Source organism: Kribbella sp. NPDC059898 (assembly GCF_042730855.1).
Lineage (GTDB): Bacteria > Actinomycetota > Actinomycetes > Propionibacteriales > Kribbellaceae > Kribbella.
Genome location: NZ_JBHWKR010000007.1, coordinates 111,684 through 124,004 on the forward strand (window position 1 = coordinate 111,684; position 12,321 = coordinate 124,004).

Annotated in this window: 13 protein-coding genes; 5 read left to right on the top strand and 8 right to left on the bottom strand. The window is 70.6% G+C overall.

Annotated elements, in window-relative coordinates; translation table 11 throughout:
* Positions 1 to 7 precede the first annotated feature (7 nt).
* Positions 8 to 1,165 (top strand): ROK family protein, encoded by a 1,158-nt coding sequence (locus tag ACFV9C_RS22765; protein ID WP_380196432.1) that lies wholly within the window; start codon positions 8 to 10, stop codon positions 1,163 to 1,165.
* Here the strand turns inward: ACFV9C_RS22765 and ACFV9C_RS22770 are convergent.
* The 3 genes from ACFV9C_RS22770 to ACFV9C_RS22780 are packed head-to-tail and all read right to left on the bottom strand — an operon-like array spanning position 1,162 to position 3,537.
* Complete coding sequence (locus ACFV9C_RS22770) at positions 1,162 to 1,770, bottom strand: DinB family protein (RefSeq protein WP_380196434.1); 609 nt, start codon at positions 1,768 to 1,770, stop codon at positions 1,162 to 1,164. The genes ACFV9C_RS22765 and ACFV9C_RS22770 overlap by 4 nt on opposite strands.
* A complete protein-coding gene (thiD, locus tag ACFV9C_RS22775; protein WP_380196436.1) occupies positions 1,767 to 2,573 on the bottom strand; it encodes a bifunctional hydroxymethylpyrimidine kinase/phosphomethylpyrimidine kinase in 807 nt (268 codons plus the stop codon). Before thiD ends, ACFV9C_RS22770 begins: the two co-directional genes overlap by 4 nt.
* A 1-nt stretch (position 2,574) precedes the next feature.
* On the bottom strand, positions 2,575 to 3,537 hold the full coding sequence (locus ACFV9C_RS22780) for a thiamine-phosphate kinase (protein WP_380196438.1): 963 nt from the start codon (positions 3,535 to 3,537) through the stop codon (positions 2,575 to 2,577).
* A gap of 128 nt (positions 3,538 to 3,665) precedes the next feature.
* Here ACFV9C_RS22780 and ACFV9C_RS22785 point away from each other — a divergent pair, with 128 nt between their 5' ends.
* Together ACFV9C_RS22785 and ACFV9C_RS22790 are read left to right on the top strand one after the other, a co-directional pair.
* Positions 3,666 to 3,899, top strand: a complete 234-nt coding sequence (locus ACFV9C_RS22785) for an Lrp/AsnC family transcriptional regulator (RefSeq protein WP_198682133.1) — start codon at positions 3,666 to 3,668, stop codon at positions 3,897 to 3,899.
* Positions 3,900 to 3,930: 31 nt separating this feature from the next.
* Positions 3,931 to 4,401, top strand: coding sequence for a DUF3515 domain-containing protein (locus ACFV9C_RS22790; protein ID WP_380196439.1), 471 nt, complete (start codon positions 3,931 to 3,933; stop codon positions 4,399 to 4,401).
* On the opposite strand, the gene ACFV9C_RS22795 is transcribed toward ACFV9C_RS22790, so the two are convergent.
* Together ACFV9C_RS22795 and ACFV9C_RS22800 are read right to left on the bottom strand one after the other, a co-directional pair.
* The gene (locus ACFV9C_RS22795) at positions 4,385 to 5,599 is read right to left on the bottom strand and encodes an MFS transporter (RefSeq protein ID WP_380196441.1); all 1,215 of its coding nucleotides are present in this window, start codon (positions 5,597 to 5,599) and stop codon (positions 4,385 to 4,387) included. The two genes, ACFV9C_RS22790 and ACFV9C_RS22795, sit on opposite strands and share 17 nt — an antisense overlap.
* Complete coding sequence (locus tag ACFV9C_RS22800; protein WP_380196443.1) at positions 5,592 to 6,167, bottom strand: helix-turn-helix domain-containing protein; 576 nt, start codon at positions 6,165 to 6,167, stop codon at positions 5,592 to 5,594. The genes ACFV9C_RS22795 and ACFV9C_RS22800 overlap by 8 nt, the downstream gene beginning before the upstream one ends.
* A 155-nt stretch (positions 6,168 to 6,322) precedes the next feature.
* Between ACFV9C_RS22800 and ACFV9C_RS22805 the strand changes: the two genes are divergently transcribed.
* Both ACFV9C_RS22805 and ACFV9C_RS22810 read left to right on the top strand, forming a co-directional pair.
* Positions 6,323 to 6,739 (top strand): YciI family protein, encoded by a 417-nt coding sequence (locus ACFV9C_RS22805; protein WP_380196444.1) that lies wholly within the window; start codon positions 6,323 to 6,325, stop codon positions 6,737 to 6,739.
* A gap of 6 nt (positions 6,740 to 6,745) precedes the next feature.
* Positions 6,746 to 7,939 carry an RNA polymerase sigma factor gene (locus tag ACFV9C_RS22810; protein WP_380196446.1) on the top strand — a complete coding sequence of 398 codons (1,194 nt, stop codon included), beginning with the start codon at positions 6,746 to 6,748 and terminating at the stop codon, positions 7,937 to 7,939.
* 514 nt (positions 7,940 to 8,453) lie between these two features.
* Here ACFV9C_RS22810 and ACFV9C_RS22815 read toward each other — a convergent pair.
* From ACFV9C_RS22815 to ACFV9C_RS22825, 3 genes are read right to left on the bottom strand one after another with little or no spacing between them, the layout of a single operon-like run.
* Complete coding sequence (locus ACFV9C_RS22815) at positions 8,454 to 9,911, bottom strand: carboxylesterase/lipase family protein (RefSeq protein ID WP_380196448.1); 1,458 nt, start codon at positions 9,909 to 9,911, stop codon at positions 8,454 to 8,456.
* Positions 9,912 to 9,920: 9 nt separating this feature from the next.
* Positions 9,921 to 11,051, bottom strand: a complete 1,131-nt coding sequence (locus tag ACFV9C_RS22820) for a D-alanine--D-alanine ligase family protein (RefSeq protein WP_380196450.1) — start codon at positions 11,049 to 11,051, stop codon at positions 9,921 to 9,923.
* 58 nt (positions 11,052 to 11,109) lie between these two features.
* Positions 11,110 to 12,315: a cytochrome P450 gene (locus ACFV9C_RS22825; RefSeq protein ID WP_380196452.1), complete on the bottom strand. Its 1,206-nt coding sequence runs from the start codon at positions 12,313 to 12,315 to the stop codon at positions 11,110 to 11,112.
* Between the last annotated feature and the right edge of the window lie 6 nt (positions 12,316 to 12,321).

Sequence of the window (12,321 nt, forward strand, 5' to 3'; positions counted from 1 at the left end):
GGCCGCGATGACTCCAGTACGCCGGGGACAATGGCAGACGGCCGCGGACGTCCTCAGCCAGGTCGCGCGACAGCCGGGGATCACCCGCGCCGCGGTCGCGCGCACGCTCCGGCTGAGCACGGGCTCCGCCACGGAGGTGACGGCCCGGCTACGCGACGTACACCTGCTGACCGAGGCTCCTGCGCCCAGCCAGGGACGCGGCCGCCCGACAACCGTGCTGCAGGCGCACCCGGAAGGCCCTGTGGTGCTGGCACTCGACCTACGGCAGAGCAACTGGCGCAGTGCGGTCGTAGCGCTGGACGGCACGCTCCAGGACCAGCAGTACCAACGCCACCGGAGCCGCCGAGCCCAGGTGGTGCTCAAGAACCTCCGGCAGACGGTAGAGCAGACACACGAGCAGTACGGCGACCGCCTGCAGCTCGTGAGCCTCGCCGTACCGGGCACTGTCCGCGACAACCAGCTCATGCAGGCGCCCACGCTCGAGTGGGCCGAGCTGGACCTCGCTCAGGTCACCGCCGACGTCGACGTACCGCTGCTGGCCGGCAACGACGCAACGCTCAGCGGTGTGGCCGAGGCACGGACCGGCGCGGCCGCGGGCGCTGGTACGGCGGTGCACCTGATCATCGAGGTGGGTATCGGCGGGACGTTGCTGATCGACGGCGTACCGGCGTCCGGGGCGTCCGGGGCGGGTGGTGAGTACGGGCACATGCCGTTCGGCGACCGTTCTCGTACCTGCCCGTGCGGTGCTCGCGGCTGTTGGGACCTGGAGATCGACGGACGTGCGCTCGCGCGCCACCTGAAGCAGCCGACACCTGACGATCCCGTGGCGTATGCAGAGGAGGTACTGCAACGCACGGACCGTCCCGCACGGGCAGCCATCGCCAGGGTGGTCGCCGCACTCGGCTACGGCGTCGCAGGGCTCGTCAACGCGCATGACCCGGACGTGGTCACCATCGGCGGGCTGGCGATCCCATTACGCGCTGCTGCCGAGGACACGTTCCAAGAGGCGTACAAGAGCGGCCTGATGACCTTCCACCGCGGTTCGCCGCCACCAGTGCTGCCGGCCACGCACCAACCGGACGGCCCGCTGCGTGGCGCGGCGGCGTTGGCCCTCGACCAGCTGACAAGCGAGCCGGCGGTCGCCGCCTGGGCTGCCCAGCGCTAGTCGGCGACCTCTTCTTCGACCTCTTCTTCTTCCACGGGCCGCGGCTTCGGCACGATCGGCGGCTCGAGCTTCGCCAGGATCTCGGTGATGTCGTGCCGGTGGTGCTGGATCTCGTGGGCGGTGTGCCGGATGATCCAGCCCAGCGTCCGCGGCGCCCGCACCGGGTAGTTGTAGAGCCCGAGCTTCCCGAGCTGCTGCGGCTGCAGCACCCGCGCGGCCGCGCCGAACTCGCGCGCGAACCGCATCAGCGCGGCCGCGACCTCCGCCGGGTCCTGGTCCTCGTACTTCTGCTGCTTCACCCGCCCGGTCCGGTCCATCGGCGCGTACACCGGCCGGTCCTCCGCCAGGCACTGCGCGATCCGCAGCCGCTGCACCTCGAGTACGTCGCGCACGTGGCACGCGTACTCGATCGCCGACCACACCTCGGGCTCCGGCCGCAGCCGCACGACGCTCGCGTCCGGACCGGCGGCCGCCTTGGTCAGCGCCATCGCACAGTCCGCGGCCTGCCGGATCAGCAGCGTCACGGTGCCCTGCAGGTCACCCGTGTCGTAGTTGAATCCGCACTGCTCGCAGTACCCGTCGACCGGGGGCTGCTGCTTGCTCAACTGCCACTCCCTCGAAATCTCCATGCGTGGTCGACCGGACCGATCCCGCCGCCCAGGGCGAACCCGGCCGCGATCGCACCGGTCACGTACTCCTTAGCAGCGCCGACCGCGTCCGGTACGTCGTGCCCACGGGCGAGGTACGCCGCAATGGTGCTGGCCAGCGTGCAGCCGGTGCCGTGGGTGTGCCTGTTGTCGGCGCGGGGGGCACTGTACGCGCGACGTACCCCAGGACCGTGCAGGATGTCGACAGCCGCCGTACCGACGTCGTGGCCGCCCTTGACGAGCACCCAGGTCGCGCCTGCGTCCAGCAGCACCTTCGCGGCGATCTCCCGGTCCTCCACGGTCTCCAGCTCGACGCCGGACACCGGGCCGAGCTCCGTGAGGTTGGGCGTCAGCACGGTGGCCAACGGGACGATCTCCGACCGTACGGCGTCCATCGCGTCCGCCGCGAGCAGCGCGTCGCCGTGCTTGGACACCGACACCGGGTCGACCACGATCGGTACGCCGTCGGGCAGCGTGCGCAGCAGCGACGCCACCACGCGCGCCATCGCCTCGGACGCCAGCATGCCGGTCTTCACCGCGTCCACGCCGATGTCGTCGACGACGCTGCGGAACTGTGCGCGGACCTGTTCCTCGGGCAGCTCCCAGGCGCCCTGGACGCCGAGGCTGTTCTGCGCGGTGATCGCGGTCAGCACGCTCATGCCGTGCACGCCGTTGGCGAGCATCGCCTTCAGGTCCGCCTGGATCCCGGCCCCGCCACCGGAGTCGGAACCGGCGATCGTCAGCACTCTGGGGGGCGGCATCTCAACTCCTGAAATGTGCATGTCCGGTCTCTGCAGCATACGGCGCGCCGTCCACGGTCACGGTCCCGGGCGGGCGTTCCTCGTTGCCCTCAGCAACCGAGCCGATGACGGTCCAGCCCTCGGGTACGTCGGCCGGCTCGAAGGTACCGACCAGGGCATGGTCCTCGCCGCCGGTCAGCACGAACTTGAGCGCGTCCGCACCCGTCGCCGCGGCCACCGCCTGCAGCGGCTCCGGCACGGTCAGCGCCTTCGTGTGGATGTCGATGATCACCTGGCTCGCCACCGCGATGTGGCCGAGGTCGGACAGCAGCCCGTCGCTCACGTCGCACATCGAGGAAGCCCCGCGGAGCGCCGCCCGAGGACCGTCGGCGTACGGCGGTTGCGGGCGCCGGTGCGCCTCGACGACGGCCCGGGGCGAACGGAACCCGCGGGCCAGCACCGCCCAGCCCGCCTCCGCCCAGCCGAGCCGGCCGATGTACGCGACCTCGTCGCCCGGACGCGCGCCGGAACGCAGCACCGGTGCGCGGCCGTCCAGCGAGCCGAACGCGGTCACCGACACGACGATCTTGTCCGACTGCACGGTGTCGCCGCCGACGATGCTCGCGCCGACCAGCTCGCACTCGTCGACCAGGCCCTGGTTCAGCTCCAGCGCCCAGGCGGTCGGCAGGTCGGCGGGACCGCCGAACCCGACCACCAGCGCCGTCGGGCGGGCGCCCATCGCGACCACGTCGGCCAGGTTCTGGGCGGCGGCCTTGCGGCCTACGTCGTACGCCGACGACCAGTCCCGCCGGAAGTGCCGGCCTTCCACCAGCAGGTCGGTGGTGATCACTATCCGGCCGTCCGGCACCGCCAGCACGGCCGCGTCGTCGCCAGGACCTACCAGGACGTCCTCACTCTGGGACAGCCCCTTGGTGACGGCCGCGATCAGGCCGAACTCACCCGTGCTCCCCAACGTCTCTGTCACGTCAGCAGACCTCCCATATCGCTAGCCGGAGTCTAGGCGGTACCGTGACGGAGCAACGAGTACGCCCGGCCACCTGGCAGTACTGTGGCTGGAGCCCAGCTGAGGACGACTGAGTGGAGAACGACGTGGTGGTCCAGGCCTACATCCTGATCCAGACCGAGGTCGGCCGGGCGGCCGACGTGGCGGCACAGATCGCCGAGGTCCAGGGCGTCACCCTGGCCGAGGACGTCACCGGTCCGTACGACGTGATCGTCCGCGCGGAAGCCCGCAACGTCGACGAGCTGGGCAAGCTGGTGGTTGCCCGGGTCCAGAACGTCCCCGGCATCACCCGCACGCTGACCTGCCCCGTCGTCCACATCTGAAAGGCCACACGGGACCCCGCCGCGCCTCCGCATGCCCAAGATCCTCTCCCGCGTCGCACCCGGCGTAGCACTCGGCGTCCTGCTCGTTGCCGGCTGCAGCCCCGGCGCCACGCCGGTCCCCGTGCCCTCGCCTGCCCCCGAGGTCGCGGCCGCCTGCACGAGCCTGGTCAACGCACTCCCCGCCAAGGTCCTCGACGCCAAGCGCCGCAAGACCACCCCGGAGAGCCCCCTGACCACCGCGTACGGAAACCCGTCCATCGAGGTGACCTGCGGCGTCGCCGCCCCCGCCGGCCTGGCCGAGGCCCAGTCCCAGTGCTTCGAGGTGAACGGCGTCGGCTGGTTCGCCAAACAGGCCCCGAACGGCTACATCTTCACCACCATCGGCCGCACCATCTACCTCGAGGTCGCCGTCCCCAACAAATACGCCCCCGAAGCCAACGCCCTCACCGACGTCGCCGACGCCGTCCACAAGTTCGACAAACTCGTCACCCCCTGCCTCTGAACTCGGCCGTCGTCACGGCGGTTGCCGCCGCGAGCAAGCAGATCAGCGCGCACCCGGCGAAGAAGACGCCTGGTCCCCAGACAGCCGTAACCACACCGGTCACCGGGTACAGGACTGGACTGAGGCCAACGGTGGACAGGGACGTCACCGAACCGACTCTGCCGAGGTAACGGGGATCGGTGTTGCGTTGAAGAAGGGCATTGCCGAGCGCCGACGCGACACCGCTGATCATTCCGAGCACACCCGAACCGGCGATCAGTATCTCGGCCGTGTTCACCTGTCCCAAGGCACCGACGAGTACGGCGGTCGCCAGCAGGGAACAGGCGAGCACGGCGCCTGCCCGCGGGACGTGGGTCAACGCGGTAAGCAGAATCCCAGCGGCGGCACCTCCAACGCTGAATGCAGTGAGCGTCCACCCAAGAACGGCCGCGGTCCAGTGGCGTTCGGCGGTCAGCAGCACCAGACCGACGCCGACCGGACCGCTGAAACACAGGTCGCCCAGCCCAACCACCACAACCAGCCGGGCCAGTTGCCGGTTCTGCCGCAGGTGCTGCAGCCCATCCTTGAGGTCGGCGAACGGTGAGCCCGCCGACCGCCCACCGGGTTGTGTTCGATTCAGGCGGACCGCAACCAGGAGACCGACGGACAGGCTGAACAGCAAACCGGCCAGACCGAACCCGCCGGCGACTCCGGCAGAGGTCAGCACGATCGCAGCGATCATGGGACCAGCGGCGTTGCCGAGACGGACCGCCAGCATTCGCAGCCCTTGAACCTGGCCGAGTTGGTCAGGATCGGTGAGCCGGCCGGCCAAGGCCCCGACCGCGGGCATGAACAGTGCGTCGATCACGCCGAAAACCAGCGCGACGGCGAACAACATCCACAGCCCGGCCGACGCGAAGTGCATCAGCGCGGCGGCGCAGAACACGATCAGGCAGCGAGCGAGATCGCTGCCGATCACCACTCGGCGCGGTCCGTACCGGTCGGCGATCACCCCGCCGGCCAGCATCAGCACCGCGCGGGGAATGGCTCCGACCGCAAGCACCGCACCGACCTGCGCGGCCCCGGCCGTCCGGGTCACCGCCCAGGACAGGGTGAGAAAGAAGGCGACGTCACCGGTGACCGATGCGGAGTATGCCGCGGCCCAACGCAGGACGTTGCCGTCCCGGTAGGCGACGCTCGGCGTCGCGCCCCTAAGCATCGTCGTCCGGTTCCATCAGTGGAAACGCGTGCAACTGGACGGCAACCGGCACGCCCGCGCTGTTGTCGCGGTCGCGGTACTTCTTGACCACCGCGGCCAGCTCGGCCTTCGCCTCGTTGAGCTCTGCCGGCGTCAGTCGCAGCGTGTAGTTGCCGAACGTCGACGCCTCGTACCACTCGTCCGGCAGTAGCGGCGCCGTGTAGGCCAGCCGTCGCAGCTGCTCGCTGTACGCGAGCACCACCGCATGCAGGTACGCCCGGCTGTCCTGCCGCTCGTCGGGACCGCTGTCCGCGGGCTGGTGCACGGACGAGCGATGCCGAGCCCGCCACCAGCGGTCGCGCCGGGTACCGCGCTCGAGGTCCTCCTCGATCAGGCCTCCTTCCGCCAACCGCCGCAGGTGGTAGCTCGCTGCGCCCGAGTCGATCTCGTAATGCGCCGCGAGCCGCCGCGCCGTCGCGGGACCGTGCTGCCGCAGGTGCTCCAGCAAAGTCAGCCGCATCGGATGCGCCAGCACCCGCAGGGTGGCCGCGTCCAGGGTGATGTCGCCGGGCGGCAGCTGATCGCTCATAGGCCCCAAGATAACCCAGAAGAGTTCTTCGCGAAGACTTCTTCTCATTGGCTGGCGCCGCAATCTTCTACAAGACTTGTCCGGTCGGGGCCGACGGCTGCGACGTCTCGGGTGGAAGTGCCCGGTAGTGGGTGCTCGGACGGATGGAGATGGTGATGAAGTACATGATCCTGACGTACGCATCGCAGCAGGACTACGACGGGATGGCGGGGAAGGCGACCGGGAAGCCGGCCTGGGAGGCGGCGGATTTCGCGGCGATGGGTGAGTTCATGGAGAAGTTCAACGGTGAGTTGGCTGCCTCGGGTGAGCTGGTGGAGACGCGGGGGCTGGCGGCGCCGGTGCTGACCCGGCGGCTGGGGTCGAAGGACGGGCAGCTGGTGGTCACGGACGGGCCGTACGCCGAGACCCAGGAGGTGCTCGCCGGGTACTGGATCGTGGAATGCGAGTCCTTCGACCGCGCGACCGAGATCGCGTCCCGCCTGGCCGACACCCCGAGCCCGGAGTTCGTGCGGGCCACGGCGTACGCCGACGTCCGCCCGATCGTCGAGGGCCGCGACGAACTGGTGGAGTGAGTTCGGATGGAGGTCGACGATCTGCTGCGGGAGCTGGCGCCGCAGGTGCTCGGTGCGCTGGTGCGGCGGTACGGGCACTTCGACACGGCGGAGGACGCCGTGCAGGAGGCATTGCTCGCGGCGGCCCAGCAGTGGCCGGAGGACGGCGTACCGGCGAGCCCGCGTGGGTGGTTGATCACGGTGGCTTCCCGGCGGCTGACGGATCTGCTCCGGCGGGAGCAGGCCCGTCAGCGGCGGGAGGACCGGGTCGCGCAGTGGGCGCCACAGGGTGATCCGGTGGGCGACGCCGACGACACCCTGGTGCTGCTGTTCCTGTGCTGCCACCCGTCGCTGTCGCCGGCGTCCCAGATCGCGTTGACCCTCCGGGCCGTCGGTGGTCTGACGACGGCCGAGATCGCGCGGGCGTTCTTGGTGCCCGAGGCAACGATGACCCGGCGGATCACCCGGGCGAAGGCGAGCGTCAAGGACAGCGGTGCCCGGTTCACGCTGCCGGCCGACCGCGCGGAGCGGCTGGGCGCGGTGCTGCAGGTCGTGTACCTGATCTTCAACGAGGGCTACGCGAGTACGACGGGTCCGCACCTGCAGCGGGTCGAGCTGGCGGCGGAGGGGATCCGGCTGGCCCGGATGCTGTACCGGTTGCTGCCCGACGACGCCGAGGTGGCCGGGCTGCTGGCGTTGCTGCTGCTGACCGACGCCCGGCGTCCGGCACGCACCGGCCCGCTCGGCGAGCTCGTCCCGATGGCGGAGCAGGATCGGTCGCTGTGGATCCCGGAGCTGATCCGCGAGGGCGTCGACCTGATCACCGCGACACTCCCCCGCGGCCCGGTCGGTCCGTACCAACTGCAGGCCGCGATCGCGGCGGTCCACGACGAGTCCCCGTCCGCAGAGGAGACCGACTGGCCGCAGATCGTCGCGCTGTACGAGGTGCTGCTGCAGCTCACCGACAACCCGATGGTCGCCCTCAACCACGTGGTCGCGGTCGCGATGGCCCGCGGCCCGGCCGAGGGCCTCCGGCTGCTGTCCGAAATCGAGCACGACGAACGCCTCGCGAACGACCACCGCCTGTACGCCGTCCGCGCTCACCTGCTGGAGTTGTCCGGCAACCTGCCCGCCGCCCAGGAAGCCTACGAAGAAGCAGCCCGCCGAACCACCAGCCTCCCCCAACAGCGCTACCTCCACACCCGCGCCGGCAACCTCTAGCTAGCGCTGCGTCAAGCGACGTTCCGGTCGTAACGGCGCAACTGTCGCGGATGGACAACCTGGGGAGGATCCCTGCCGATCCGGGTGTGCGCCGATCCCGATGGTCCTCCCCACCCGGTCACCGCCCACGCCTGCGGGCCGTGCGGCGGGGGCGTGGCGGATCGGTGCATGCAGATGGACAGGATGTGTCGGGTGGCTGGGTAGTGCACCTGAGCGTGATCGCGTCCGCGTGTACAGCGTTTCGCAGGTGAACTACCTGTCGAATTGCAGGGCACCCTCCGAGCTAGTGCCTAGCCCGGAGATGTTGAGGCCGTAACCCATGCTCGACCCCACCGCTCCGATCCCACTCGCCCCGACCGCCGCAGCTGAGGCCCTTTGAGAGGTTGGCCTCTGAAATGGCGGGTTCGCCACCGGCATGCAAGCCGCCAACCGGCCATTTCAGAGGCCAACCTCTCAAGTGCCCGCCGCGACCGCCCGCAGGCGTAGGCGGCGCGACGAGCAGGCCGGGGAGGAACTAGCGGTGGCGCCAGGCGATGCGTTCGTCGGGGCGATCGTTGGTGGTGATGCCGGAGGCGCTCGCGAAGTGGCGGCTCAGGCGTTCGGGACGGGTGTACGCCGGCCAGCCCGGATCGCCGGTCTTCGCGAAGTCGATCCAGGCCTGGTGCACCAGGTCCGCCAGGTGCTGCGGCGGCCGCGCCCCGAGCATCGGCGCGGTCGACGGGTCGTCCAGGTTGTCGAACACGAAGGCCAGCTCGATCGCGTGGCACGCGCCGAGCGTCCCGTTGCAGGCCGGCGACCGCCAGCCGAACTCGTACAGGTACGTCCCGGGGTGCGCCTCGGCCAGCCGGATCGCGGGGATGCGGTAGTACGAGTCGGTCATGATCGCGGCCAGCACCTCGCCGGGCGTGGCGTCGGGGCGGTTCGCGCGATACCGGCGGACGCCGTTCATCGACAGCCCGAAGCGCGTCCGGGCGGCGGCGTACAGCAGCGGGGTGCTGATCTTGGCCGCGACGCCGGTCGGGATCAGGAAGAGCCGCGCCTCATCGCTGTTGGTGCCGACCATCAGGTCGACGTCCGCGCCGGCACCGGCCCGGATCCGGTCGAGCGGCGCGGCCGGGAGCAGCGAGCCGTCCTCCACCGGGCTGAACGGCAGGAGCGTGCGCGCGACATCGCCCCACGCCTTGGCCCGCGCCTTGCCCATCACCTGCTGGCTGAGTTGGTCCTGCGCGGTGAGCAGCCGCTGCAGCGGTACCTGGGCGATCGCCTCGCGGGTGGGCGCCGTCCCGAGCATCGCGGCCAGCCGCTCGCCGACCAGCCGGGCGGTGGCGGCGTCGATCGTGTTGTTCGCCGCGCCCGACTCGGCGATCGCGCGGTGGAACAGGCCGGCGGCGGCCGGCATCGCGAGCAGCGTGCAGACGCTCATCGCGCCGGCCGACTCGCCGAAGATCGTCACGTTGCCGGGGTCGCCGCCGAACGCCGCGATGTTGTCGCGGACCCAGGTCAGCGCCGCGATCTGGTCGAGCAGCCCGAGGTTCGGCGAGCCGTCGCCGAACCACAGGAACCCGTCGGCGCCGAGCCGGTAGTTGATCGTCACCAGTACGACGCCGTCCCGCGCGAACCGGCTGCCGTCGTACACCGGCAGCGCGCCGGCGCCGCTGGTGAACGACCCGCCGTGGACGAACACCATCACCGGGGCGTTGCCGTCCAGGTCCGGCGACCAGACGTTCAGATTCAGGTAGTTGTCACCCGGGACGATCGCCCGCGGGACGAGCTCCGCGAGCGGCCCCGCGGCGCCGGTCTGCGGCGCCGTCGGCCCGTACGACGTCGCCTTCAGCGGTGCGCTCCACGGCCGGGGCGGGCGCGGCGGCCGGAACCGGTCCGGCCCGACCGGCGGCGCGGCGTACGGGATGCCCTTGAAGACGAGCGAGTCGGTGCCCAGGACGGGCCCGTACTGCGTGTCGGCGAGCGCCATGCGGACGGGTCAGCGAAGTCCGGTCGGGCGGGTCATCGCGAGCTGCAACAGGTGCTCGACCAGGCTCGCGTAGTCCTTGCCGGAGGCCGCCCACAACCGCGGGAACATGCTGGTCGGGGTGAACCCGGGCATCGTGTTGATCTCGTTGATGATCACCCGGTTGTCGGCGTCGACGAAGAAGTCGACCCGGGCCAGCCCCTCGGCCTCGATAGCGTCGAACGCGATCAGGGCCTTCGCCCGGATCTCGTTCGCCAGCTCCGCCGGCAGGTCGGCCGGGACCGAGAGCGCCAGGTACTCCTCACCCTCCGGCAGGTACTTGGTCTCGAAGTCGTAGAAGTCGTGCCCGCCGCCGGACACCGCGACCTCGCCGCAGACGCTCACCTCCGGCTTGGTGCCGTCCAGTCCGCCGAGGACGCCGACCTCGATCTCCCGCGGGCCCTTCGCCGACGCCTCGACGATCACCTTCGGGTCGTGCGCGCGGGCCTCGACCATCGCGTCGTCGAGCTCGTCCGGGCCGTTCACCTTGGTGATCCCGAGGCTCGACCCGCCGCGGCACGGCTTCACGAAGACCGGGTAGCCAAGCGCGTCGACGGCCTCCCGGCAGCCGGCCGGGTCCTGCCGCCAGTCCCGGTCCCGGATCACGACATACGGCGTGACCGCGAGGCCGGCGGCCTGGAACACGACCTTCATGTAGTGCTTGTCCATCCCGACCGCGCTGGCCAGGACGCCGGAGCCGACGTACCGGATGTCCGACATCTCGAGCAGGCCCTGGATGGTGCCGTCCTCGCCCCACGGGCCGTGCAGCAGCGGGAACACCACGTCGACCTCGCCGAGCGTGCTCGGCACCTGGCCAGGCTCGCTGACCGCGAGCTCGCGGTTCGCGCCGAACAGCACCGGCATCGCGGTGACGTCGACCTCGGGGAGCTTGCCGTCGGTGATCGACAGCCGCTCGGGATCGCCGCTCTCCAGCACCCAGTGCCCGCTGGTACTGATCCCGACCGGCACGACGTCGTACCGGTCCCGGTCGATCACCTGCAGGACGTTCGCCGCGGTCACGCAGGAGATCGCGTGCTCGCTCGACCGGCCGCCGAACACGACGGCGACCCGGGGCTTGCGCTTGTCTTCCGAGTACTCGCTCACCGGCTCGACTGTAGCGGTCCGGAGATCGTGATCCGACCGGGGTTCGGTTAAGAAGTGTTCAGATCCTCACGTCCCAGGCGACTGGCAACGCTGTCACTCCGTACACGAGCGTGTTCTCCCGGTAGTCGATTTCCTCGAACGGTACGGCGAGCCGCAGCGTCGGGATCCGCGCGAACAACCGGGTGAACACCTCCTGCAGCTCGAGCCGCGCGAGCTGCTGCCCGATGCACTGATGCGGCCCGAAACCGAACGCGACATGCGCCGCCGCGTCCCGCTCCAGGTCCAGCCGGTCCGGATCCGGGAACACGGTCTCGTCGCGGTTCGCCGACGACAACGCGGCGATCAGGTACTCCCCCGCGTCGATCGTCGACGGTCCGACCGTCAGCTCATCGGTCACCTCACGGAACAGCCCGAAATGCACCACCGACAGGTAGCGCAGCAGTTCCTCCACCGCGCCCGGCACCCTCGCCGGATCGGAACGCAGCAGGTCGAGCTGGGCAGGGTTCCGCAGCAGCGCGAGCGTGCTGAGCGCGATCATGTTCGCGGTCGTCTCGTGGCCGGCGATCAGCAGCGTGACCCCGACCGTCACCAACTCCTCGATCGTCAACGGCGTACCGAGCTCCTCGCCGCGGGTGATCAGCCGGGACAGGATGTCGTCCTCACGATGCGCCTGCTTCGCCAGCACCAGGCCGACGATGTACTGGTTCAGGTCGTCGCTGGCCCGCTGGATCTCCTCGGTCCACCCGTCCACCCGCACGAGCTGGGCGCTGCGCTCCTGGAACTCGTCGCGGTCCGCGTACGGGACGCCGAGCAGCTCGCAGATCACCAGCGACGGGATCGGCAGCGCGAACTCCTGCACCAGGTCGATCGGCCCGCCGGCCGCCAGCATGGCGTCGATCCGCTCCTCGACCATGGCCGCGACCCGGGGCCGGAGCGCCTCCATCCGCTTGACCGCGAACTCGGTCGCGAGCATCCGGCGCAGCCGTTTGTGCGCCGCCCCGTCGACCTGCAGGATCGAGCCCGACTCCACCTCCCGGTCCAGGTCCGCGTCCGGTACGACGTGGTCGGACGGCGCGAGCCGCGAGCTCAGCCGGCTGTCCCGGAGCAGCGTCCGGACGTCGTCGTACCGGCTGATCACGTACGCGTCGACGCCGGCCGGCGTGGAGACCTTCGCGGGCGCAGCGGTCCGGCGGTACCCGGCGTACTCGGGGGCGGGGTCGAACGGGCAGCCGGACGGCCTGCTGACGGGGAAGCTCTCGGTCATCGCGTG